Raw genomic sequence first — 23,544 nt, forward strand, 5'->3', positions numbered from 1 at the left:
TTTTGATCGAAAATTAGCGGGTCAGTATAAATCCATCATGTTTAGGTTGTTATGGATATGTTTTGAATTCGGAATTTTCTTTGGGTAAGATGAATAGAAGGTTAAGGGAAAATGAAAAAGACGGACGTTGAATTGAAAGATTGAAAGATTTCAAAATTGAAAAATTGGCTAATTGCAATTGGAGAGTTTGTAAATCGAAAATCAAAAACCACCAAATCGATTGATTTGGTTTTTCATCCTATCTTTCCCACGATGCGTAAAACTTTTTTTCGTCATCGTGTGACAAATTCTTCAGTGGTGCGACTAATGGTTCAAAAAGGTAAAAATCACGAGAATGTCTGATTTGAAAAGCAGATTTATTGAGTTGGTTCAGAGCAATCAGGGATTGATAAACAGTCTCTGTAAACTGTACTCTCGATCAAGTGAGGAAATGAAGGATTACAGGCAAGACGTTTTGCTATCGCTATGGCAAGCCTACCCAAGTTTTCGTGAGAAATCCAAACCAAGCACCTGGATGTATCGGGTAGTTTTGAATACTTTGATCTCCAACCATCGGAAAAAGAACAGCCGAATCGTCACGGAATTCTTCTCTGAGAAAATGGAATTCCCACTTTACCATGATGCAGGTTCAGATGATGGATTGCAGGTACTTCAGCATGCAATCGGAATGCTGAATCCGATGGATAAAGCAGTGGTCATTCTGCACCTCGAAGGGTACGTTCACAAAGAAATAGCTGAACTCCTTACCCTCACCGAAACCAATGTCAGTACCCGGTTGGGCAGAATTAAAAAGCAACTCGAAAAAAGCATAAAATCATTGGAACATGAATCTCTCTAATCTAAAGTCCGACTGGAATCAGTTTAAGGTCATGAATGGTCTTAGCGACATCTCTGAGGCCGAAATATTGTCCGCCATCGAGCCACAAAAGTCCGGAACCGGAAAGGTTTTGGCTGATCGGATTATTCAGAATGTTTTTGCCTACTCTCTGTTGCTTTTAGCTCTCAATGGCTGCGCTATCTAATCTGGCCCTGTTGCCATTGGCTATTAATTGGAATCACGATGGTGGTATTTTGGACCTCGGTTTTTATGAACTGCGTTGGTATTCGCTCCTTTTTGCATTTGGATTTATTTTGAGTTTTTTCTTCCTGGGGAAGTTGTTCAGGAAAGAACTGGTGCCGATGGAAAAGTTGGATGTATTGGTCGTCAATGTCGTAGTTGCGACTGTCCTTGGTGCCCGGCTGGGGCATTGCATCTTTTACGAATTTGACTATTATTCCCAACATCCACTCGAGATATTATTTCCAGTGCGATTCTCCCCGTATTTTGAAATCATAGGTTTTCGTGGACTGGCAAGTCATGGCGGAGCGATAGGGATTTTTATTGCGATTCTTATTTATTGCCAAAACCAACAAATGAAAGTATTTTGGGTTCTGGACAAATTGTCTTTAGTTATCCCTCTGGCTTGTGCGTTTATCAGATTGGGAAACCTGTTCAATTCGGAAATGATCGGTCCTCCCACCTCAGTTCCCTGGGCTTTTGTATTTCAACAGATAGACAATATTCCGAGGCACCCGGGCCAAGTTTATGAGGCGATTGCCTATTTCTCGATCTTTGTTTTTTTGAATCTGTTTTCCAAAAAAAGCAATCGAGAAAATGGCTTCATTTTCGGTCTTTTCTTGGTTTTGATGTTTTTGGCAAGGTTTATCCTGGAATTTTTCAAGATTGACCAAGTCTCTTTCGAGTCGGGAATGATGCTGAACATGGGACAGCTATTGAGCCTTCCTTTTATCATTGCCGGGATTTTACTCATGGCTTGGAAGTCAAAAATGGATTCACCAGCTCATTTTCCCACTCCAGAATAGAGCCCGTTCATGAGCTCGTAAATCAAAAATCTTTATGAGTGGTAATTGCCTTTCCTGCCTAGCTTTTTAGCTTCGCTCCAAAGAAAATTAAACTCAAATGAGGAAAACTATACTTGCATTTGGGATGATCCTGGCCTCGCTGTCGGGATTTGCCCAGGAAAAAGTCTACCCGGGAAACTACGAGCTGGCGGCCCGGTTTTCTCCTGAAAAGCTCAAGAAAATGATATTTTCGACCAGCGTGGATGCGCATTGGATGAAGAAATCGGATCGCTTCTGGTACGAATATGAAACCTCCGATGGCAAAAGCTGGTATGTGGTCGATCCGGTTAGAAAGACGAAAGTCCAGCTTTTTGACAAAGACAAACTTGCTGCCGAGATAACCAAGGCAGTCAAAGATCCATTTGATGGGCAGCACCTCAAGCTGGATGAGCTTAAGCTGATGGAGGACGAAAACACCATCCGCTTCAAGGTCAAAAGCTCAGCCGATGTGCTGAAGTCCGATTGGGCAGAGATCAAGGAGAAAAACAAGAATGCCAAGGACTCCATGGAAAAGAAGGTTCACACCTTCCTTTACAACATTACTACCCAGCAACTGACCGAAATCGAGACCGAAAAGGACCCCAAGCGCCTGATGTGGGCCAACATTGCTCCTGATTCCTCCCGTGTGGTTTACATGAAGGAATTTAACCTGTACTGGATGGACAAGGCCAATTTTCTCAAAGCAGTCAAAGACGAAAAAGATTCTACTATTGTCGAAAACCAATTAACTACTGATGGAGAAAAGGACTACAGCTTTGGCTTTGGAGGCCGTGGAGATGACAACGAAGAAGAGGAGAAAAAGAAGAAAGACCGCAAGCGTGTCGGAGTACTATGGAGTACTGACAGCAAGCAATTTATCCTTACCAGAACTGACGAGCGCTCAGTAAAAGACCTTTGGGTGATCCACAATACCCGTGATCCACGCCCTACTCTGGAAACCTACAAGTATCCGATGCCTGGAGAAAAGGAGCAACCTCAGACTGAATTGCTGCACTTTTCCTTTGACTCAAACAAGTTGAGCAATCTTCCAATTTCGACTTTTAAGGACCAGACAGTTAACCTTTGGTCTACCACTCCGGCTACCAATACACGGGACGATGATTTCCGTCCGACAACTTGGCTCGGTGATTTGAATGAATTTTATTTTGCCATCACTTCCCGGGATCTCAAAAAGGTACAGGTGCTTCGCTGGAATATTTCGACCAATCAGAAAGAGGTGGTGATCGAGGAGGAAAGCAATACTTACATTGATTTTGAGAAAGTCGAACTCGTCGACAGCGACCTGATCTGGTGGTCAGAGCGTGACGGTTGGGGTCATTTTTACCTGTATGGGAAAGACGGGAGTCTAAAGCGTCAGTTGACTTCAGGACCTTTTCATGCAGCAGGTGCAGCTAGAGTGGATGAGAAAGCAAGAAGGCTGTACTTCACTGCAAATGGCCGCGAGAAAGGAGAGGATCCCTATTACGAGCACTTTTACAGTGTGAGTTTGGACGGTGGGGCGATCACTTTGCTCAACAAGGGAGACTTCAACCATGACATCAGCATCAATGACAACGCCAGTTTCTTTGTCGATAATTTTTCGAGAGTAAATACCACTCCGGTAGCTGTGCTATATGATAAAAGTGGAGCCAAAATCATGGATTTGGAGACGGCTGATCTGAGCCAGCTTTTTGCCGCAGGCTATCAGTTTCCTGAGCCGTTTAAGTTTAAGGCAGACGATGGTATTACCGATTTATTTGGGGTAATGTACAAGCCATTTGACTTTGACTCCACCCGTCAGTACCCGATTATAGAGTATGTGTATCCGGGACCTCAGACCGAGGCGGTAAACAAAGCTTTTGGTCGTGGCTTAGATCGAACCGACCGACTGTCGCAGTTTGGTTTCGTTGTGGTGACATTGGGAAACAGAGGCGGACATCCTGCCCGCTCCAAGTGGTATCACAACTATGGCTATGGAGATCTGAGAGATTACGGATTGGCGGATAAAAAAGCTGCCATCGAACAGTTGGCTGACAAGTACGACTTCATCGACAGAAATAAAGTAGGGATTCACGGGCACTCAGGTGGAGGATTTATGTCCACTGCTGCGATGCTAGTCTATCCGGATGTGTTCAAAGTGGCAGTTTCCTCGGCTGGTAACCATGAAAACAACATCTACAACCGTTGGTGGTCAGAGAAGCACCATGGGGTTCAGGAGCAGGTTTCTGCTAAAGGTGACACGACCTTCGTGTATCAGATTGAGAAAAATCCAGACCTAGCCAAAAACCTCAAAGGTCACCTGATGCTCAGCACTGGGGATGTGGACAACAACGTACATCCGGCCAATACCATCCGCATGGCCAATGCCCTGATCAAAGCTGGAAAACGGTTTGAATTTGTGATCCTTCCCGGTCAGCGGCATGGCTTTGGTGATATGACCGAGTATTTCTTCTGGAAAATGGGGGATTACTTTGTTCAGCATTTGCTCGGAGATAATACTCCTCCTCCGGTGGATATGATCGAGATGCAGCGGGACAAACCCAAGGATAAGTGAAGAATTTAAAATGGTGAATTAAGAATGAAAAAGCCCGATTCTGAGAGGAATCGGGCTTTTTTTGGTTTGAGAAAAGTCCCGCAAAATGAAATTTCTTTGCTGAATTGGTGCTCAGCTCCAGGATTTGTGTCTGAAAATGAAATGGTTCAAAAGTTCCAACTTTTAATCTCCCTGAATTAGGTTTACCTTTCCTTTATTAATTTTTAGGTAAAAAATAACATTCACATGATGGAGTTAAATACCCGTCAAACCTTGATTTTGGCTTTGGTAGCCCTGTTTGTAGGGAGATTTTTGGTGCAAAAGATTCCTTTTTTGGATAGGAACAATATCCCGGAGCCTGTAGTGGGCGGGGTGTTTTTTTGCCTGATCAATCTGCTTGTTTATCTGGTGATGGACTTGGGGGGTTCCTTTGATCTGGAGTGGAGAGATATTCTGTTGATCGTGTTTTTCACCTGCATTGGGCTTAATTCAAGCCTTTCTCAATTGGTCAAAGGAGGCAAAGCAATGGTGGTCTTATTGGGTGTGATGGTTGGGTATCTTTTTATCCAAAACCTCCTTGGAGTGTCAGTGAGTAGGCTATTGGGTGTTTCCGACAAAATCGGCCTGCTTGCAGGTTCCATTTCCATGAGTGGAGGCCATGGGACTGCGATCGCTTGGGGGAAGGTTTTCCTGGAAAAATATCAAGTAGTAGGAGCTATGGAAATCGGTGCGGCAAGTGCCACATTTGGGCTCGTCATGGGTGGTGTTTTAGGCGGACCTTTGGCAAATTGGCTGATCAATAAGTATAAGCTCAAGTCAAATACTGGAGAAAAACTCGAGGTCGGTGTGGCGAATGAAAAAGGGAATACCATTTCAGCATTTTCTGTATTCACGACCTTGCTCACCGTGGCTATAGCGATGGGCATGGGCACTCAGCTCAAAGAATTTTTGGACGAAATTGGGATACAATTACCGGCCTTCGTTTCCTCCTTATTTTGCGGGATTTTTCTGACCAACACCATTCCTTTGATTTTCAAAAAGGTGGCTTGGCCTACCGGGACGGACTCGCTGGCCCTTCTCTCTGAAATCAGTTTGGGCTTGTTTTTAGCGATGTCTCTGATGAGTTTGCAGCTATGGACATTGGTCGATATCGCCGGTCCTATGTTACTTATCTTGATCCTTCAGGTAGTTTCAGTTTTGATTTTTTCAAGTTTTGTGGTGTATCGCGTGATGGGCAAAGACTATGATGCAGCAGTGATAACAGCTGGTTTTGTGGGGATTAGCCTGGGTGCTACGCCCACCGCGCTTGTCAATATGACTGCAGTTGCCAAAAAACACGGAGCATCCCATTTGGCATTTCTGATTATTCCCCTAGTGGGCGCATTCTTTATAGATTTGGCAAATTCCCTGGTCATCACGCTTTTTTTGAATTTCCCCTGAGAGAAAGAATGCAAAACCGCTCCTCTGCCTAATCTTTACTGTGGGGATTTCTAAAGTCCAGGTTGTGCCGAATTTGTAACCATCCTACATGGCTCACCAGATAAATGTCAGCATCCGGAGTACTGGCGTATTGGTAATTGTAGGTCAGGGAAACGCTCAAAGACTTGTTCCACTGAAGGGTAGGGCTAATAATCAACCGGTTTTGGTCAAAAGTATTGTGCGTGATTTCCTTGCCTGCATTGAGGAAGATTTCATCACCAAGGTTCAGGACAAGTCTCCGATTTGGATCCTTGGAGGATAAATTTGCCAAGGGAATCCCCAACGTGACCGCGTACCGAAAGCGGAAATTGAAGTCCACGGTGGCGAAGTCCAATACTTTGTCTTTGAATATCCGCTCCTCTATCCGAAATCGATGACTGATGCTGAGCTTGCCCAGTTGGTCTTTCAACAAAACCTCCTGGTAGGGCCGGTATTCGTGGCGAATGATTTCTTTTTCGCCGTAAATTCCCATAAATGCGAAACCACCTCCAACCCTCAGTTTCGGTGATAATGAGTATCCGACGCCGCCTCTGACGATATAGGCTAGCCTACGGTCAAAGCCGTTTCTCCATCGGAATCCTCCGTCCAGCAGGGCTGTCCATTTACTCGAAATCCTGCCCTCGTGATAGGATTGAAGCCAAACTTGGTTAGAGGTTAGCACTTCTTTTTGGCCGAATGCCGATGAAATCGGCAGGCAAAACCCTGCTAAAACAAGGTAGGGGAAGATTGACCTGATCCGAGAGTAAATGTTTTGCACAGAAGAACTTGGGATTGGGCAATTTAAGCACAGTTCTCCAGAAAGCTGAACTGCAAATAGGAGCAAGGACTGGTTTTCGCGAAGCTAAGTCATTTACTTTTCCCAACCTGTTCAAACAAATCCTGATTCAATCAGTCTTTCTTAAAATCAAAGTTTTGCTTGTTGTAGTTATCGTTTTTCCGTCCTTCAATGCTTGCGAAAATCCGGTCCTCTACCCTGCGGTAAGAGATTCTTTGGGGAAAATCATGGGCTGGGTTTTCGGATATAAACTCGGTTCCTCTTGCAAAAATCACCTTAAATGACACCGGTTGATTGTTGTTTTGACCTTCCACAGTGGAGGTATAGGCCCATACTCCATTTCTTCGGGACAGTTCCAGCCTCTCTTGAAGCATGGATTCTCCTGAGGTGGTAACAAATCTGCTTTCTCCGGTGAGTGTGCTGTCGTTGAGGATTTTCCAGGTTTCCACGATTTGGCCTCTACCAGTTTCGATTTTCCAGACTCCTTCCATCCAGATCATGGAAATAGGTTGCTGGGCCGAAGTTGCACCGGTAATCAGGAAGCCAATCAAGAGGAGTATATGTTTGATGCTCATGGGTTTTTATCTATTTAAGTCATTTTCCATGACTCATTTATCTTTATGAAATTGAAAAAAATCGACAAGTATTCAAAAGGGAATCTTGGCTGGCGCGAATAAAAAAAAGCCCAATTCCGTTATAGAATTGGGCTTTCTGTCCTTCAATTTTTCAATCGAATTTCTAGAGCAAGTCAAGCAATGGAGAGGTTACAAGCTAGTTGGCCGAAGCTGGCGGCAGGGGTGCCGGCACGATATTATTCACGGGTTTGATCGATTTGAGGTAGGCAAAGATTGCCTTTATTTCATCATCAGTCATGTTGCGGTACATTTCCCAAGGCATTGGAGGCAAAATCGGTCTTGAGTTTACCAGACCTTTATATTTTCCTTCGCGCAGGACACGAAAAAACTGTTCTTCCGTAAAGTTGCCTAGGCCAGTCTCATGCGGTGTTAAATTCGCTGCATAGGAAACGCCCCAGGGACCAACCCACTCTGTAAAAACCTGGGTGACGACAAGTCCTTTACTTTCCATGGCCTTTCTATCCACCTCAAAACTTGGCGTGCCTGCGGCATGACCAGAGAGCCAAAGGGCAGAGTCCAAAAGAACAGCTCCCTCGGGTGTAATAATTTTGGGTGTGTGGCAATCATTACAGCCCCCAATCAAAACCAGGTGTTCACCCCAGGCCACTTGGCTTTCAAAACCACTGTACATCGTGCTTGGGGGCGGAGTGGTATCAGCATTAACATCACTTACCTCAGCTTTTTTTTCAGAGCATTGAATCAAAATGACAAGGATAATCCCTGTCGATAAGGTGACAATTGAAGTTTTCATAATGATCAGAGTTTTTGGTGGGAAGAGTTTTGTTTAAAAAAAATGGCTTGGATAATTCCAAGATGAATTTACCCATTAAACCCCATTTCGCTCTTTCTCTTCCTGAGTTTTATTTTAGTAAAAAATCTCATTTTCAGTAGTTTATATGTGTTTACTCTTCCTTGATAGAGGAATCATGAAAAGTTTTCCAAGGATATGCAACAAGGAAAGAGGGCTAATTTGGGATATTGAATCAAATGAGTTAGAAGGAAAAAATTTAATTTCTTAAGGCTACTTCAAAATCTCTAAAAAATCGATTTTCTCATCCACATAGAAATAGTTCACAACCTTTCCGTCAGGACCAATAAGGATGGTCGTGGGGATTTCTATGATGTGAAACATTTCATAGAATCCATGCGCTTTGTTTACCAAATGGATTGCATCTTGGTACTTGCCAACAACAGGAATGAGGTCTTTGTCGGTAGAAAAAATTCCAAAACCTTCAATTTTAATTCCCTGTGCACGGGCGGTGTTCAGATCTTTCTGCATTTTTTCCCAGCGATCCTCATTGATCGCCATAATGATGGGATAGAAGTGCAGGAGTAGCCAAGACCCTCGGAGTTCTTCAGATGGGTACGTTTTACCGTCAATGGTAGTAAAAGTGAATTCGGGAAAATCCTCTCCGATTTTTGGTCGTAGATTTGGGTCTTTTTCTTTTTTGAAAAATGGATTGGCGGGATCGTAGAGGAATTTTTCGGGTTGGCCAAATCGATTGTAATGCGCTTCGAGTTGAAGGCCGGGTTTTTCTTTCAGGAGAAGGTAAAGCTGTTCGCCTGTCATTTTTTCTCCCGTCTGCTTGTTGTAAAGAATTTCGTCAACCCGGGTTTTGCGGGTTTCGGGTACTAAGACAGGGGTTGATTGGGCTTTTAGGGAGGAAAGGGTTGAGAATACAAGGAAAAGCAAAAGAATTGAAACTCTCATATTGGAAATTTTAGATGTCCCAAAAATCATGAAGGGAACTTAAGAATCAAACCATTTTTGAATTGTTTTTAGTTTTAAAGTCGCAATGGAGGGGAGGATTCTCTGAGACTTGTTTCAATTCCCTTCCCAAATCTTCCGTTCCTCCATTACTTCTTCCCTCAAAATCGGATTGAGATCGACTTTGGCACCTCGAAAAAAGTGAACAGTAGTGCCGATTTCCCTGGAAAGTGGATGGGTGATCTTGCCGATTTCCTGATATTCTTCGAAAAAATTCAGCTCCCGGTCCGTGACCACCTCATCATGTTCCCAAACCAAGATCAGGTTGTCCACTTTTTCTTCCAGATCAAACCAGTACAGGTAATCCGCATCCATGGTCAAGGCTTGGAGTCCGGGTGTTTTGGAGTAAAAATTGATGGCTCCGGCCTGCCCATAATTGTCGCAAATGATCATCGTTCGCCCACCTTTTGGCATCATCTGGTAGGCTGAATCGACCAAAGTTGCTAATTCGCTCCAGCCCAGCATATCTGCAAAATCTTGTGGAATGGGGTGTTCTTTGCCGTCTTCCCATCGGTTGAGGCCAAGCAGGGAATAAGCAGGCGGATTCTCCAGAATTCTTTCTGGGGAATAATAAGGATGGATCAAAGGCAAGGCCGGAAGAAATAGGGCAGGAGGAATCAGCAAAAGAACGGGCTTCAGCTTTCTTTTCCAGTCGTTCTCGAAGAATGTTGAAATCCATACCGCCCCAAAGGCTAAAAGTGCTGGATAAAGTCCGATGGCATAATAGGCTTTTCCATTAAAGTACGCGAAAATCCCAAGGGTCAGAATGAAGGTCCAAACGATGAAACGGAAGTCTTTAAACTTCCCATAAAATCCCAAAGCAAGCAAGCCAGAAACCCAGACAAAGAGTGCCGGGTAGAAAAATAGCAATTGCTCCATCAGAAACCCAGTCCGGCTGTTGTTCACCAATTGGTATTTACTCAGAAGATTCATGTGTGTGAGTACCGGAAAGCCATTTTGCCACTGCCAAATCAGGTTGGGAGCGACCAACGCCGCAGCCATCAGCAGGGCAAAGTAGAGGTGCTTGGATTGGAAAATAGTCCGGCTGGAAGTCAGGGCCAAAGCCGGAAAAAGTCCCATTGCCAGAAAAAGGATGTTGTATTTGTTCAGAAATCCAATTGCAAAGCTCAGGGCCAAAAGGTAAAGCCACTTGGAATTAGTGGTTTGGAAAAAGCAGACCAGTGTGTAGAAGACCAAAGTCCAGCAGAGAATGTCTATGGAATTGGGCTGGAAAAGAATATTCAGGCGAATCATTGCCGAGGCAAGCATCGCCACTGCTGCAAGGGATTGGGCATATAGATTTCCTCCCAGTCGCTTGACTAAATCCCAGACCACCCAGATGGTCAATACACCAATAAGTGCCGGAAAGAAGCGAACCCAAAATTCAGAATTCCCTAAGCCTCTGATCAAAACCGAGATCCACGAGGTGACCGGAGGCACGGAAAGGTACCCCCAAGCCAGATGGTCTGCCTGATCCAGATGCAAAAATTCATCCCGGTGAAGGTCAAAGTCAGGGTGAAAAACCGCATATTGCAAGGCGAATTTGAGGAGGATGAAAAAAATCAGGGCTAAATTTTCTTTCTTCATGGGGTAAAAAAAGGGTTGGGACTTGGAAGGTACAAATTCCCTTTTGACTTTTTTAACCCTGATTTTGAGATCAAATCTTCAGGTCCGCTTGGAGTTTTGGCACTAGTTAAAACTGTATTTCACACTAAACTGAAGCCTGTTTGCTGTTCCCTCGGTTTCATTGATGTCCTCTCGGGTTCCCCGCAAGTACTCCAAGCCCACAAAAGCATTCTCAACAAAATGCCAAACCAGATTGACAGCCATGTAATTTACCTGGGAGATGTCAGTAGGAGGCTGTCCCTCGGTCGTGCCATTCGAGCCTTGATTGTATACGGCAAGGGTTGAAAAGCTGTCGCTCCAAAAATGCTGAATGCCGACTGTAGCTCCCAGATCAGTGATGGGTTCCAGATTGCCATTAGCGTCCAAACCAGCCGAATACCCTCCGCGAAACCGGCCTACACCCGGACCATAGACAACCTGATAGATGACTTTGTCTTTCTTTAGAAAATTAAACTGCCCGGAAAGATTTCCGCCAAAAAGTGATACCTGATCTGAACCTCCCGCGGAATAACGATACCGCAATTGTGCAGCAAACCCAGATACCTGTACATGCCCCCAGTCTTTAGTGACACGATAGCGCGCAGTAAGATCCGGCAGGGGACTTTCAAATTTGCCCGGTTCGCTGGGAGTCTGGGCTCTGGTATTGGGTTCTTCCACGGCTATGGCGAGGTAGCTGTCTTTGGAAAGCACCTGCTTCCAACGGAACATGGCATGTCGCGCAAAAGCGTAGGCAGCCGGTTTTTCAAAGTCGAGCGTTGGAGGAATGATGGTTTCATCCATAAAATTAGACCACCATTGCCCCGCCAGCCATTTTCCGTTGTTTATTTCAACAAAGGCATGGCGTAGACGAAACGCTCCACTGGTGCCATAAAAATCCCCTTCTACGTAGGCACGGATTTCACCGACTTTTGATGGAGTGCGAAAATCCAAGAAGACGCGCGATTCCTTCGCGTGCAGGTGAGTCGATTCTCCCTTCGATCCATCGGTCGGTATGGTCGATACGTCAAAATAATCGGGCGAACCGATAGGATTGAAATCGTGTATGAGGTCGAGCTTCACATATCCGCCAAGCTTGAAGCGGGTTGAGGTCTTGGGTATAGTCCACCAGCCCGGTGGTACTTCTTCGGGCGCCTTGGACGCCTCCTGGCCGCTTGCCTGAACACCTAGGATCAGTGTCAGAGCGAGGATAAGGACAGATTTCATGCGTAGAACTTATTGATTTATCTGTCCTACAAGATCATCCACTTCAACTGTCCGCTCATTCAGAGCTTGGGTGGGTCTGTTATTCGGCCCGATGCGTGAGGAAAATGCAGCGATCTGATCCGCAGTCAGCGAGACCATGTCCCGCAAAACCAGCCATTGTACCCCCTCGCTGCAAGGCGGAGTGGTTAAAGATCCGACGTAATGATACCCATAGTTGTCTTTTGGCAGGTGTACTTTCAATTCCAGATTGGCATCCGTGATGTGCTTGCTCTCGCCCTTTGCATTGGGAAGGTTTGCAATGATTTTAGAGAAATTTTCATTTGCCACTTTCCCTTCATTGAATAATACACTGACAACAGCTAAACTACCGTCCCCACTCTGGTGGACGAGATGCATTTCCATCGGCATATTTTTGCCATCCACGGTATGCTCGCTTGGGGTATGAAAATGGAACTGTTTCAGGTCGTATGCTTTGTCTCCGAACAAAAAAGTGCTTCCTTCATCCACGGTCACCTGAATCGTGTGGCCATTGTCGATGATGTCATCCATGTGTTCATTATGGGCAATTCTCAACGAAGTGGTTTTATAATCAAGATTCCAATTGGCTCCTCCCTTTGCATCTGTCTTTACGATATTGATGGGAGATTGTCCCTTTCCTTCACCACATAGCGCATAGGCTGGACTTAGAGTCGCCCAGGCTGCTGGGCCGTCTTCTCCCTCATAGCCCCAGTGGGCAGGGCGTGCAGAAACGGGTGTGGAGGCTATGGTATCGACAGTGGTTACTGCATCGGCTGTTGTTTCTGCCGGTTTTGAATTGCATGAGCCCAAAAAGGCAAGAGCAATCCCCATAGCCAGAATGGGCGATGTTGATTTTTTGTGGGGCATAGGAGGTTTTGTTTGTTGATTTATATACTATGATAAGGAATTAATATCAAATTTCTATTTGGCAGGTTAGATCAAACTTATTCATGGATGAATACAAAATCGAAATAACCCAAAACAATTTTTCATCTGACAAAAATTGGTTCTACTCTGAAATAATCGAGTGAACATCCTTGAACAAAAGGATGCTTTCGGAGAAACTTTTTACAAAACAATTACGGTTGGAGACCGGAAGGATAGTCAAATCGGTTGCTGCAGATTTTAAAGACGGGGAGATTTTATCTGATTGTCTGTTTTTTGGATCAGTTGGAGAAACTGAAGTTGGAAAATTCCAGCCTTTTTTGAAGCAGATTGTCCTTTAGATGAACAGCCTTTTCAATCCTCCTAAAAATCAATAAGGTCGCCTTTTTCCCTGATTATCAACAGCAAACCTCTTTCCTTACTCAGCATCAACAGAATGTCGTGGACTTCTTCGTATTTCGGATAGTCCCAATCCCGACCTTTCCATTCCCCGGATTCTATTTCTTCAGCTTCTTCCTCCAGAAACCAAAGCATACCATCCTTGTCACCTCCGTATATATCCACCAGTCCATTTACCAAGTTTTGAAGGGGGACCATCTGTGCCGGTTCAAAATTTGGGGCAATCAAGCTCATGACCCGGTTGTACAGGTTGGGGAAAGTGAGGACTTCCACTTCTTCAAAAAGTCCATAGAGGGGCGTTTCCAGCTTTTTTCACGAAATAAATCTCTGATACTTGGAATACCTGACGTAGTGCTCCACTATCGGGGAATAGTCCGAACTCGGATAATCATCCAAACCGATCCCGACCAGCGATTCGAATTGTTTGTTATTGTCCATTGGCTTATTGGATAAAGGAAAAAATTACAAAAAAAAACTTTGGATGGTTTTGTTTGAGAAAATGGAAATCTGGTCAAAAACAGAATTTTGTTTTGAGAACAGTGAAATTTATGTCTGATGCTTTTGGGCTAAAGCCCAGGGTGATTTTGTGATCCATTTTTGGAATGGGCTAAAGCCACATTCCAATTCATAGCCGATAAATACCAAATCATGAATTGCCTCCTGCTTTAGCAGGGGGATAAAAATCATGCAATAGAAATCAGGCTTTAGCCCAATCCCTCAAATAGCTTAAGAATATGGGAATTACAAATTCTAAAAAATACTAGGCTGGAATTACAAATCCCACCCAGCGTCCACCGAACCACAAAGCTGAAAGGCAATAAACTTCGCAGAGGATAGCCAAATTACTGAGACTGCCACTGAACACAGCCTACTGAACCTTACCCATTAAAAATCAACTTAAATATCGTGCCTTCGCCGAGTTTGGAGCGGACCTGAATATTGCCTTTGTGGCGGCGCATGATCTGCTTGGAGAGAAAAGAGACAGAACAATAGCATTTTTAAGTCAGGTCGCTTTTCACCTTTTAAAAGCTATTTCTGATAAAGCTTAGCACTGTTTTTCTTTAAATATTCCTTGATTTGGTCAGGACTCATATCGACCATTTCCAAAGAAATTTTTTCTTTTATGGCTCTGAAGGTTTTAACCGTATCAAATTCTTTTTCCGGTTCAGAATTTTTGATGCTAGTCTTCATATTCTAAAATTTCTTTTGGTGACCTTATTTCCAATGCTTGATAATTTAAACGAATGTTTACAGAATTATAGCCTCTAATTCTGTAAACGTTCACAATATGTTTGAAATTCCAACTTACCAAAATATCTGCTTTGTGAATTGTTGCAGCCGCAATATGAATGCAATCGTCAAAGCTGGTTTTGCCCACAACTCCTTCATTTAAATAGGAGGAAGCCAGCGTCAAAATTTCGTCTGTCACCAATACTTTTTCCATACTTCCTTTTGGTAGATCCTTAAAAAGGCCTTTTACTTTTTCCGGCGCCTTAGATAATTCAGCTTCAGTAAGGTCGGAAAATAGACATACTACTCTGCCCAATTTTACTCGTTCAAAAAGTTGTACCGTTTCTTCTTCAAATTCCTTGTCGAAAGCACCTCCAAATACTGATGTGTCAAAATAAAATCTTTGCATTGGAACCATTCAAAATTTCATAGCTAGAAGTTACTCACAATTTTTCTCAGTGTGAAAAGTTCAAAAGCAAGGATTTGATATTGGTTGATGAATTTTCATTTTCATCTTAACCTACCATCACCCATTAAAAATCAACTTAAACGTCGTGCCTTCGCCGAGTTTGGAGCGGACTTGGATATTGCCTTTATGGCGGCGCATGATTTGCTTGGAAAGGCTGAGACCGATGCCGGAGCCTTTCTTTTTGGTGGTGAAGAAAGGGATAAAAATTTTGCCCAAGGCTTCTTCTTCGATGCCTTTGCCGGTATCGCAGATTTCCAGGATGATTTTCCCGGCTTCGTCGATAAATGCCTTCAGCGTGATGATTTTCTCCTCCGAGTCTTCTAGGGCCTGTATGGAGTTTTGAATCAGGTTGATCATCACCTGCTCGATTTGGGTTTGGTCTCCAAATAGGATCAGCTCATTCGGGTTCAGCTCTTTCTTCAGCGTGATTCCCTGGGATTCGAGCTGATTTTGAAGTAGGATCTCCAAGTGTTCGAATAGCCTTGCTATGCCGATGATCCCAAATTTCGGTGCCGGAATATGAGCCAGACTTCTGAAGTCGGACACGAAGTTGATCAGTCCCTGACTGCGCTTTTCGATGGTTCCCATACCCATCAGAAAATCCTCCAACTCCTCATCCGTGGCCCGCTCGTTGCTTTCGATTCTATTTTCGATCTCGGTCTTGAGTGTGCCGGCCAAGGAAGAAATCGGCGCTATGGAATTCATGATCTCGTGGGTGAGGATCTTGACCAGGTTTTGCCAGGCTTCCATTTCTTTCTCTTCGAGCTCCGACTGGATATTCTGTAGGGACACCAATTTGAAGCGTTCTCCCCGCATCAGGAGTTCGATCACATAGACCGAGAGCTGCATGATTCCGTCGGGATGGGCGATTTTGATCAGTTCGGAACCGCCGGTGCGAAGATTTTGGATTGCCAAGTGTAGTTCTTTGTTGATGCTTTCGATCTCTCCGATGTTTTTGAGTTCGTCGATATTGAGGATGCGTTTGGCTGCGACGTTCAGGATCTGAATTTCCCCATTTTCTCCGAACGTGATCAAGCCGATGCTGAGGTGCTTAAACACGGATCTGAAATATTGGTAGTTGGCTTCCTTTTCCGCCTGATCTTCCTTGAGCTTTGCCAAAATCGCATTGAACTCGATGTGCAGGTCATCAGTCTCTGTGCCGTCAAACTTGACCGGGTAGAGCTGGGAATACTTGTCCTGCTTGATGTTGTCCAGAAATAGCCTGACTTTTTTGAAGGAGCTTTCGGAATATCGCACCAAAAAAATGATCTGAAAAACCACCAAAATAAGGAATAGGGAAATCATAAAGACTCCCCAAGCGTCGATCATGGCGTATGAAAGTAAAAACAGCGAAGCTGCTACCAGGGCAATCCTGCCCAGCAAACCAACTCTATAATCCATATTTTTCTAATCTTCGGTAAAGTGAAGCTCGGGTCAAGCCGAGTTCCTTTGCCGCTTTGGAGATATTTCCGCCGTTTTTGTCGATGGCCCGCTGGATGGTGCTGCGCTCCATGTCGTCAAGATTCAGAGTGACGGAAGTCGGGGCTTTTTCGGAGGCTGGCTTTGCCGAAAGGAAAAAGAAATCCCGTGTATCCAATTCGTCGCCTTCGGCCATGATGATTGCCCGCTCGATGGCGTGCTGAAGTTCACGGATGTTGCCTGGCCACTGATAGCGCTGAAGGAGCTCCATGGCAGCAGGCTTGAAGCCCATGAAGTTTTTTCGGTATTTCTGAGAGTAGCTTTTCAGAAAGTGATTGGCCAAAGTCGGGATGTCGTCCTGTCTTTCGCGAAGCGGTGGAAGAAAAATCTCCACAGTATTAATCCGGTAGAGCAAATCCTGACGGAACGTGTTATCCATCACCATCTCATGCACGTGCATGTTAGTGGCGCAGATCAGGCGAATGTCCACCGGAATGGCCTTGTTGGTGCCAATGCGGGTTACTTCTCGTCGCTGCAATACGGTGAGCAATTTTGATTGAAGCGGCATGGATAGGTTTCCGATTTCATCCAGAAAAAGTGTACCCTTATCCGCTATTTCAAAACGTCCCGCTCGGTCATCTTTGGCATCGGTAAAGGCCCCGCGCTTGTGTCCAAAAAGTTCGGATTCGAAAAGCGTTTCAGTAATTGCACCCATATCTACTCCGACAAAGATTTCGTCTTTGCGGTGCGAGCGATCGTGAATTGCGCGGGCGATGAGTTCCTTACCGGTTCCGTTTTCTCCCAAAATCAACACATTGGCATCTGTCTGGGCCACTTTGTCAATGATGGAAAAGATATTTTTCATCGAAGCCGAAGCACCGATGATATCTGCATAGGGCTTTTTGAGATCGGTCTGAAGCTGCTTTTGCTTTTTCTGAAGCTTGTCTACCTCGTTGTAACTTTCCTTAAGCTTGATGGCCGCAGAAAGGGTGGCAATGAGTTTCTCATTTTGCCATGGCTTGAGGATAAAATCTGTCGCGCCTTCCTTCAATGCCTGCACGGCCATTTCCACATCTCCGAAAGCCGTAATCAGAATCACGACCGCTTTAGGATCGATCTCTTTGATTTGACTCAACCAATAAAATCCTTCCTTTCCGGAAGTGGTATCCTCTCGGAAATTCATGTCCAGCAGGATCACATCAAAGCTGTTATTATTGATCAGGAAAGGAATTCTGCGCGGGTCTTTTTCAATGACTACTTCTTTGGCGTGTTTTTTCAAAAGCATTTTGGCAGCAAAGAGCAAGTCTTCGTTGTCGTCGATGATCAAAATTTTGCCTAGTGTCTGAGCTTCCATGGTCAATTGTTTGGGCTTGTAGGGGGAAAATGGTGCCAAGTACAAATAAGGTGAATAGGGGGCAATTTTCCTTTAAAAGTGTCCGTAATTGTACGAAAATATACTGTTTTCGGACATTTATGTCCGATTGGGCGAACAATTATTAATCCATACCTTTGTCTTTCACTAATTTGAAAACTCATGCAAGCTAAAAAAGGAGATGCCGTCAAAGTTCATTATACCGGAAGACTGGATGATGGAAGCGTATTTGACAGCTCGGAGTCCCGGGAACCGCTGGGCTTCACGCTGGGCGATGGTAATATGATCAAAGGATTTGATGCGGCCGTGTATGGCATGGTCATCGGAGATAAAAAAACTGTGACAATCCCTGCGGCTGAGGCTTACGGAGAGCGTCGTGACGATATGATGATTGAGGTGCCTATCAGTCAGGTTCCACCTAACATTCACCCTGAAATCGGCGTTCAGCTGGTGCTTCAGGGGGGTGGCGGACAGCCCATGCCGGTAACTGTGGTGGATGTGACAGAAGAAAAAATCGTTTTGGATGCCAACCATGAGCTGGCCGGGAAAGATTTGATTTTTGATATCGAACTTGTGACTATCAATTGAGAACTCGCAAATAGACTAAGGCCAGCTTGACTAGGCAAAGTAAAAAACAGAAAACCGATAGGGAGATCCTGTCGGTTTTTTTTGGGCTGAGGATATAAAAACTCACTTCAGCTGCTTCAATCCTTCCGGCAATGGGAATACTTTGATCACATCTTTCTCTACAAATGCAATGATTTCCTGTCCTATCACCAGATACTGAATATCTTTGGATGGAAGAGCGCCAAAATCAAAAACGGCCTGAGTAGCCAGAGAATACATTTTTAGATTTTTTCCCTCGACCCAGAAAAGGCTTTCTTTGTAAAAGCACATCCGCTGATCGATTTGGAGATTTATTTTTTTGAGAAAATTGCCCTGGTTATCGAAGATGAAAATACCGCTTTCAGGCACATTCATAAAGAGTCTGTTTTTAAATTCCCGGATCTCTGTGACCTGCAGGTTTTCTGAATCCAAAATCAGGTTTAGAGGTTGGGATTGGAGTACCAGATTTCTCAGGTAGTCCAGGCTTTTCAGAGAAAGATCAGATTCATCCCAGACCCAGATGATGTTGTTGTTGCCGAGAGTGGAAGCTTTTGGCAGCGTAATTTCATTCAGGAGAAAGCTGTTTTCGGCAATGGGATTGAGGAATCGGTCAAGAATCCTGTATTCCTGCAGGTCAGCTGAAAAGCTGAAAATGTTCACCGTCCAGGAGGCTTCCAATTGGTGGAGTCGGCCTTGTCTGGCGGGGGAGAAGAGGTTGAGTTGTTTGCCCTTTTGATCAAAAAGATAAATATCCCCTGAATTGTTGCTGGCAAAAATCTGATCCCTTGTGTCCAGTGAAACCAAATCGAGATTTTGTATGGAAATCTCAGCGACCGGCGCTTCGAATTCCAAGATTTCCTGTGAAAAAAGTGCCTTAGACAAAAATCCAAAAAATAGTATCAGGGTAAATTTCATTTCTCGAATGTCATGAGCTTGGCATCGGCACCGTCAAATTCCAGGTAAGTGTTTTGGGTAACCCACTCTCCTAAATTAAAGTAAGTGGAATTGTTGGAAACCTCAAGTTGGAGAGGGAGGTGGCGATGCCCAAAGATGTAAAAATCGTGGTGAAATCTAGACTCCACTTCTTTGCAATACTGCCAGAGCCATTCGTCCGCCCCCAAAAAATGGTTTTCATTTTTTTCGAGATTCGAAATTCGGCTATGACCGGACCATGCCTTGGCCAATTTGATCCCCATATCGGGATGAATCCATCGAAACAACCATTTGGCGAAAGGATTGGTAAATACCTTTTTCAATAACTTATAAAACTGATCTCCGGGGCCTAAGCCATCTCCGTGTCCGACAAGGATTTTTTTTCCTTCTACAGAAAGGGCAATCGGGTGGTGATAAACCGGAATTCCAAGCTCCTGTGTGAAATAGTCCTTCATCCAGAGGTCATGATTTCCGGTGAAAAACAGGATAGGGATTCCCATGTCGCGAAGTTGAGAAATCTTTGAAATAAAGGGTATAAAACCCTTTGGAATCACCTGACCATACTCAAACCAAAAGTCAAAAATATCCCCAACGAGAAAAATGGCAGCTGCTTCATCTGCAATCGAATCCAACCAGCGGACGATTCGTTTTTCCCGGATTTTACTTTCTGATGCATTAGGCGCTCCCAAGTGGAAATCAGATGCGAAATAGAGCTTTTTGCCTTTCAGCGGAAAATCCAGAGGGGAAGCTTGCATGTACTAAAGATATTGTCTTGGGACAAAAATAAGAAAGCCCCGATTGGGTCGGGGCTTTCTGGATTATTTTTCTGCGTTCTCTTCAGGAACTTCCTCTTTCGCAGGCTCTGGATCTGCATGGTCACCTTCAACTTTAGGTTCGCCAAGTATAGCTGGCACTTTGTCTTTTTTATTTGTAAATGCCTGGTAAGTAGTCTCTTTTGCAAAAGGTCTTTTTCCAATCAGTTTTTCCAAATCAGCCTGGAACAGAATTTCTTTTTCCAAAAGCTCTTTTGCAAGCACTTCCAAATGGTCTTTGTGCTCATTCAATAGAGCCAAAGTTCGGTCGTAAGCCATTTCAATCAATTTACTTACTTCCTGATCGATCATCTCAGCGGTAGCTTCTGAGTAAGGTTTGGTCATTTTGTAACCATCACTTTTACTGTCGTAGAAGGAAATGTTGCCAAGTTTGTCATTCATTCCATACACCGAAACGATGGAATAAGCCAGTTTGGTGATTCGCTCCAGATCGCTCAATGCACCTGTGGAGATCTTTCCGAAAATGATTTGCTCGGCAGCACGACCACCCAATGTCATACACATTTCGTCGATCAACTGTTCTGTCTGATAGAGGAATTGCTCTTTTGGTAGGTACTGCGCATATCCTAAAGCAGCAACACCACGGGGTACAATACTCACTTTGACCAAAGGATCTGCATGCTCCAGAAACCAACCTGCCACTGCGTGACCAGCCTCGTGATAGGCTACGATTCTCTTTTCTTCAGGAGAAATGATTTTATTTTTCTTCTCCAGACCACCGATGACCCGGTCAACCGCATCCTGAAAGTCCTGCATGTCGACAGCAGTCTTGTTTCTTCGGGCGGCGATCAAAGCAGCTTCATTACATACGTTGGCGATTTCCGCACCGGCAAATCCCGGAGTTTGGGCAGCGAGTTTTTTGGGATCGATGTCATTTCCGATTTTGATCGGAGCAAGGTGAACCTTGAAAATTGCCTCTCGTCCGACGATATCCGGCTTGTCAATGGAGATCTGACGGTCAAATCGACCCGGTCTTAGCAAAGCACTGTCGAGTACATCAGGTCGGTTGGTTGCAGCCAGGACGATTACTCCGGAATCAGTTCCGAAACCGTCCATTTCGACCAAGAGTGAGTTCAGTGTGTTTTCTCTTTCGTCGTTAGACCCCGGCATTTGGCCTTTTCCTCTGGATCTACCAATCGCATCAATCTCGTCAATGAAGATGATACACGGTGCTTTTTCTTTGGCTTGCTTAAACAAGTCACGTACTCTGGCCGCACCTACACCGACGAACATTTCGACGAAATCTGAGCCTGAAAGTGTGAAGAAAGGTACTCCAGCTTCTCCTGCTACGGCTTTGGCAAGCAACGTTTTACCGGTACCTGGAGGTCCAACGAGCAATGCTCCTTTTGGAATTTTACCTCCCAGTTTGGTGAATTTTCCGGGATTCTTAAGGAACTCAACGATTTCCTGAATTTCCTCTTTTGCTTCATCCAAACCTGCGACATTGTCAAATGTGATTTTGACTTTGTTTTCAGCATCGAAAAGCTGGGCTTTTGATTTTCCAACATTGAAAATCTGCCCACCCGGACCTGATGGTCCTGCCATTCTTCGCATCATAAACCAGAAGAAAACAAACAACAGGATCAAGAATCCGAAGCTGCCAAAGTAGCTGCTCCAGTTTTCTTCATTGGTCACAGAAGCCCCAATCCGGTTTTCTTCAGATACTTTTTCTTCCAAAGCCTGAAAATCAGTTTGAAATTTATCCGAAGTGGTCACCTGCAGTGCATAGTGTGGGCCGGTTGGATTGAAGAATGAAGAATTGGACTCCAGTTCTGTTTTATATTTTGCGTTTTGAAGTGCAGCCGGATTCAGGGTCACATCGACGCGATTCATATTCCTCACAATCACTACCTTGGAAACATCACCTGCCAAGTACATGTCTTCAAAACGCTTTTGGGTGATATCAATCACCGCACCACGCTGCTGAATCCATGTCAATCCCAAGAGTACCAAGACGGCGGCAATGATTAGCCAAAGCTGAAAATTGGGCTTTTGTGGTACTTTTGGGACAAAGTTTTTACTCTTATTTTTATCGCTCATCGCTTTTATGGAAATTCTGTAAACTTAAGGTAAAACGGCGTAACCTTTGGAAGGTTTATCCGGGATTTAATTGACCAGAGTTGTTTTGGCATCTCCCCAAAGCTCTTCCAGGCCGTAATATTCTCTCTTTTCTTTCATGAATATATGGACTACAACATTGACAAAGTCCATCAAAACCCATTCTCCGTTTGCTCTTCCTTCCACCCGCCAGGCTGGATTTTCCCCAACCTTGTGAACTTCCTCTTCGATTGACTTTGAAATAGCCTCAAGTTGGGTGTCGGAGTTGCCCGAACAGATCACAAAAAATTCGGATACCGCGTTTTTGATTTTTCTAAGATCCAAAACCAAAATTTCAGAAGCCTTTTTTTCTTCCATCCCCTTGATGATAACCTTGCTCAGCGCCTCTGCTGTCATATATTAATTTAATTTTATGCGGCGATTAAATTACCCAAAACAGCCGAACAGAAAAACAATGTATAAAATTCTTGCCAACACGATTTTTTTGGGGAAAGATGTTCTTTTCCTGCCAGAGTGTCACTCGACCAATGACAAGGCGCTCGAACTGATCCGAAGCGGACAGGCCCGTGAAGGAACCATTGTCATCTGTGCGCATCAGACACGGGGCAAGGGACAGCGGGGAAATAATTGGGAATCGGCGCCAGGGCAGAATTTAACCTTTTCTTTAGTATTGAAGCCAGGGTTTTTGGATGTTACCGAGCAATTTTTTCTGAATATGATGATCTCGAACAGCATCCGAAAATTGCTTCAGGATTACCTGCCGGATCTTCAGGTAAAGTGGCCCAATGACTTGGTGATCCCAGACAAAGGCAAAATCGGGGGGATTTTGATCGAAAACATTCTCAGTTCCAATTCCTGGGAATTTGCAGTGGTTGGAATTGGATTGAATATTAACCAGCGCCAGTTTGGTGCAGCAAAGGCGACTTCATTAGCATTGATTACCGGAGGGGAATTTGACCTTCAGGAGCTGTTTAGGTTATTGATTTCTCATATTGAGCAGGGGATTATTTCTTTGAAAAAAGGCAAGTTGGAAGAAATCTTGAGGGATTATCTCCAGCATTTGTTTCTTAAAGACCAGTGGGCAGTTTATAAGGAAAACGATACTGAATTTGAGGGAAAAATTGCTGGAGTTACCCGTGATGGAAAGCTTCAAGTGAGGCTGAGAAATGGTTTAATCCGATCATTTGACCTTAAGGAAATTTCCTTCCCAAATCTTTAAGCGGGTTTTCAATTCCCAAATTTAAGCGGTAACTTTGCGGCCATTAAAAGAGTTTAATTCTTTAACTATCAATAACATGTCAGAAATTAAATCTGAAAAATTCATTCAGTACAAAGTAAAAGACATCTCACTTGCCGAGTGGGGGAGAAAAGAAATCAGGTTGGCTGAGGCAGAAATGCCTGGTTTGATGGCTTTGAGAGCTG

General features: G+C 44.3%; 25 protein-coding genes. 8 read left to right on the forward strand and 17 right to left on the reverse strand.

Annotated features, from left to right (window positions below; genetic code table 11):
* Nucleotides 1-334 precede the first annotated feature (334 nt).
* The 5 genes from B0E43_RS28980 (at nucleotide 335) to gltS (ending at nucleotide 5,854) form a co-directional block, all read left to right on the forward strand.
* Nucleotides 335-838 carry an RNA polymerase sigma factor gene (locus B0E43_RS28980; protein WP_077348841.1) on the forward strand — a complete coding sequence of 168 codons (504 nt, stop codon included), beginning with the start codon at nucleotides 335-337 and terminating at the stop codon, nucleotides 836-838.
* Nucleotides 825-1,022, forward strand: a complete 198-nt coding sequence (locus tag B0E43_RS28985; protein WP_077348843.1) for a hypothetical protein — start codon at nucleotides 825-827, stop codon at nucleotides 1,020-1,022. The genes B0E43_RS28980 and B0E43_RS28985 overlap by 14 nt, the downstream gene beginning before the upstream one ends.
* Entirely contained in the window at nucleotides 1,006-1,863 is an 858-nt protein-coding gene (gene lgt, locus B0E43_RS28990; protein ID WP_077348845.1) for a prolipoprotein diacylglyceryl transferase, read from the forward strand. Before B0E43_RS28985 ends, lgt begins: the two co-directional genes overlap by 17 nt.
* A 97-nt stretch (nucleotides 1,864-1,960) precedes the next feature.
* Nucleotides 1,961-4,435, forward strand: a complete 2,475-nt coding sequence (locus B0E43_RS28995; protein WP_077348847.1) for a DPP IV N-terminal domain-containing protein — start codon at nucleotides 1,961-1,963, stop codon at nucleotides 4,433-4,435.
* Nucleotides 4,436-4,660: 225 nt separating this feature from the next.
* Nucleotides 4,661-5,854 (forward strand): sodium/glutamate symporter, encoded by a 1,194-nt coding sequence (gene gltS / locus B0E43_RS29000; protein ID WP_217349151.1) that lies wholly within the window; start codon nucleotides 4,661-4,663, stop codon nucleotides 5,852-5,854.
* A 28-nt stretch (nucleotides 5,855-5,882) separates the two neighbouring features.
* Here the strand turns inward: gltS and B0E43_RS29005 are convergent, their stop codons facing one another.
* The 13 genes from B0E43_RS29005 to B0E43_RS29065 form a co-directional block, all read right to left on the reverse strand.
* Nucleotides 5,883-6,650 carry a DUF2490 domain-containing protein gene (locus B0E43_RS29005; RefSeq protein WP_168171925.1) on the reverse strand — a complete coding sequence of 256 codons (768 nt, stop codon included), beginning with the start codon at nucleotides 6,648-6,650 and terminating at the stop codon, nucleotides 5,883-5,885.
* A gap of 131 nt (nucleotides 6,651-6,781) precedes the next feature.
* Complete coding sequence (locus B0E43_RS29010) at nucleotides 6,782-7,243, reverse strand: DUF6265 family protein (RefSeq protein WP_077348851.1); 462 nt, start codon at nucleotides 7,241-7,243, stop codon at nucleotides 6,782-6,784.
* Nucleotides 7,244-7,439: 196 nt separating this feature from the next.
* Complete coding sequence (locus B0E43_RS29015) at nucleotides 7,440-8,054, reverse strand: hypothetical protein (protein WP_077348853.1); 615 nt, start codon at nucleotides 8,052-8,054, stop codon at nucleotides 7,440-7,442.
* A 270-nt stretch (nucleotides 8,055-8,324) separates the two neighbouring features.
* The gene (locus B0E43_RS29020; protein WP_168171926.1) at nucleotides 8,325-9,014 is read right to left on the reverse strand and encodes a peroxiredoxin; all 690 of its coding nucleotides are present in this window, start codon (nucleotides 9,012-9,014) and stop codon (nucleotides 8,325-8,327) included.
* A gap of 114 nt (nucleotides 9,015-9,128) precedes the next feature.
* Nucleotides 9,129-10,658 carry a glycosyltransferase family 39 protein gene (locus B0E43_RS29025; RefSeq protein WP_077348857.1) on the reverse strand — a complete coding sequence of 510 codons (1,530 nt, stop codon included), beginning with the start codon at nucleotides 10,656-10,658 and terminating at the stop codon, nucleotides 9,129-9,131.
* Between the two features lie 102 nt (nucleotides 10,659-10,760).
* Nucleotides 10,761-11,900 (reverse strand): DcaP family trimeric outer membrane transporter, encoded by a 1,140-nt coding sequence (locus tag B0E43_RS29030; protein WP_077348859.1) that lies wholly within the window; start codon nucleotides 11,898-11,900, stop codon nucleotides 10,761-10,763.
* Between the two features lie 9 nt (nucleotides 11,901-11,909).
* Complete coding sequence (locus B0E43_RS29035) at nucleotides 11,910-12,785, reverse strand: carbonic anhydrase (protein ID WP_077348861.1); 876 nt, start codon at nucleotides 12,783-12,785, stop codon at nucleotides 11,910-11,912.
* 381 nt (nucleotides 12,786-13,166) lie between these two features.
* Entirely contained in the window at nucleotides 13,167-13,436 is a 270-nt protein-coding gene (locus B0E43_RS29040) for a hypothetical protein (protein WP_139352717.1), read from the reverse strand.
* A 78-nt stretch (nucleotides 13,437-13,514) separates the two neighbouring features.
* Nucleotides 13,515-13,640, reverse strand: a complete 126-nt coding sequence (locus B0E43_RS29045; protein WP_256386914.1) for a hypothetical protein — start codon at nucleotides 13,638-13,640, stop codon at nucleotides 13,515-13,517.
* A 591-nt stretch (nucleotides 13,641-14,231) separates the two neighbouring features.
* Nucleotides 14,232-14,393, reverse strand: a complete 162-nt coding sequence (locus tag B0E43_RS29050; protein ID WP_168171927.1) for a hypothetical protein — start codon at nucleotides 14,391-14,393, stop codon at nucleotides 14,232-14,234.
* Complete coding sequence (locus tag B0E43_RS29055) at nucleotides 14,383-14,841, reverse strand: hypothetical protein (RefSeq protein WP_217349152.1); 459 nt, start codon at nucleotides 14,839-14,841, stop codon at nucleotides 14,383-14,385. The genes B0E43_RS29050 and B0E43_RS29055 overlap by 11 nt, the downstream gene beginning before the upstream one ends.
* Before the next feature lie 117 nt (nucleotides 14,842-14,958).
* Nucleotides 14,959-16,302: a PAS domain-containing sensor histidine kinase gene (locus B0E43_RS29060; RefSeq protein ID WP_077348867.1), complete on the reverse strand. Its 1,344-nt coding sequence runs from the start codon at nucleotides 16,300-16,302 to the stop codon at nucleotides 14,959-14,961.
* Entirely contained in the window at nucleotides 16,292-17,674 is a 1,383-nt protein-coding gene (locus B0E43_RS29065) for a sigma-54 dependent transcriptional regulator (protein ID WP_077348895.1), read from the reverse strand. Before B0E43_RS29065 ends, B0E43_RS29060 begins: the two co-directional genes overlap by 11 nt.
* 180 nt (nucleotides 17,675-17,854) lie before the next feature.
* Here B0E43_RS29065 and B0E43_RS29070 point away from each other — a divergent pair, with 180 nt between their 5' ends.
* The gene (locus B0E43_RS29070; RefSeq protein WP_077348869.1) at nucleotides 17,855-18,280 is read left to right on the forward strand and encodes a peptidylprolyl isomerase; all 426 of its coding nucleotides are present in this window, start codon (nucleotides 17,855-17,857) and stop codon (nucleotides 18,278-18,280) included.
* 102 nt (nucleotides 18,281-18,382) lie between these two features.
* Here B0E43_RS29070 and B0E43_RS29075 read toward each other — a convergent pair whose 3' ends face one another.
* From B0E43_RS29075 to rsfS, 4 genes are all read right to left on the reverse strand, one after another.
* A complete protein-coding gene (locus B0E43_RS29075; RefSeq protein ID WP_077348871.1) occupies nucleotides 18,383-19,213 on the reverse strand; it encodes a hypothetical protein in 831 nt (276 codons plus the stop codon).
* The gene (locus B0E43_RS29080) at nucleotides 19,210-19,986 is read right to left on the reverse strand and encodes a UDP-2,3-diacylglucosamine diphosphatase (RefSeq protein ID WP_077348873.1); all 777 of its coding nucleotides are present in this window, start codon (nucleotides 19,984-19,986) and stop codon (nucleotides 19,210-19,212) included. Before B0E43_RS29080 ends, B0E43_RS29075 begins: the two co-directional genes overlap by 4 nt.
* 63 nt (nucleotides 19,987-20,049) lie before the next feature.
* On the reverse strand, nucleotides 20,050-22,104 hold the full coding sequence (ftsH, locus tag B0E43_RS29085) for an ATP-dependent zinc metalloprotease FtsH (protein WP_077348875.1): 2,055 nt from the start codon (nucleotides 22,102-22,104) through the stop codon (nucleotides 20,050-20,052).
* Between the two features lie 66 nt (nucleotides 22,105-22,170).
* A complete protein-coding gene (gene rsfS, locus B0E43_RS29090) occupies nucleotides 22,171-22,518 on the reverse strand; it encodes a ribosome silencing factor (RefSeq protein WP_077348879.1) in 348 nt (115 codons plus the stop codon).
* A 58-nt stretch (nucleotides 22,519-22,576) separates the two neighbouring features.
* Here rsfS and B0E43_RS29095 point away from each other — a divergent pair, with 58 nt between their 5' ends.
* Entirely contained in the window at nucleotides 22,577-23,341 is a 765-nt protein-coding gene (locus B0E43_RS29095) for a biotin--[acetyl-CoA-carboxylase] ligase (protein WP_077348897.1), read from the forward strand.
* A gap of 76 nt (nucleotides 23,342-23,417) precedes the next feature.
* A partial coding sequence (locus B0E43_RS29100; protein WP_139352718.1) for an adenosylhomocysteinase occupies nucleotides 23,418-23,544 on the forward strand: 127 nt, incomplete at its 3' end.

This window comes from Algoriphagus sp. A40, from assembly GCF_002002735.1.
In the GTDB taxonomy this organism is placed as follows: Bacteria; Bacteroidota; Bacteroidia; order Cytophagales; family Cyclobacteriaceae; genus Algoriphagus.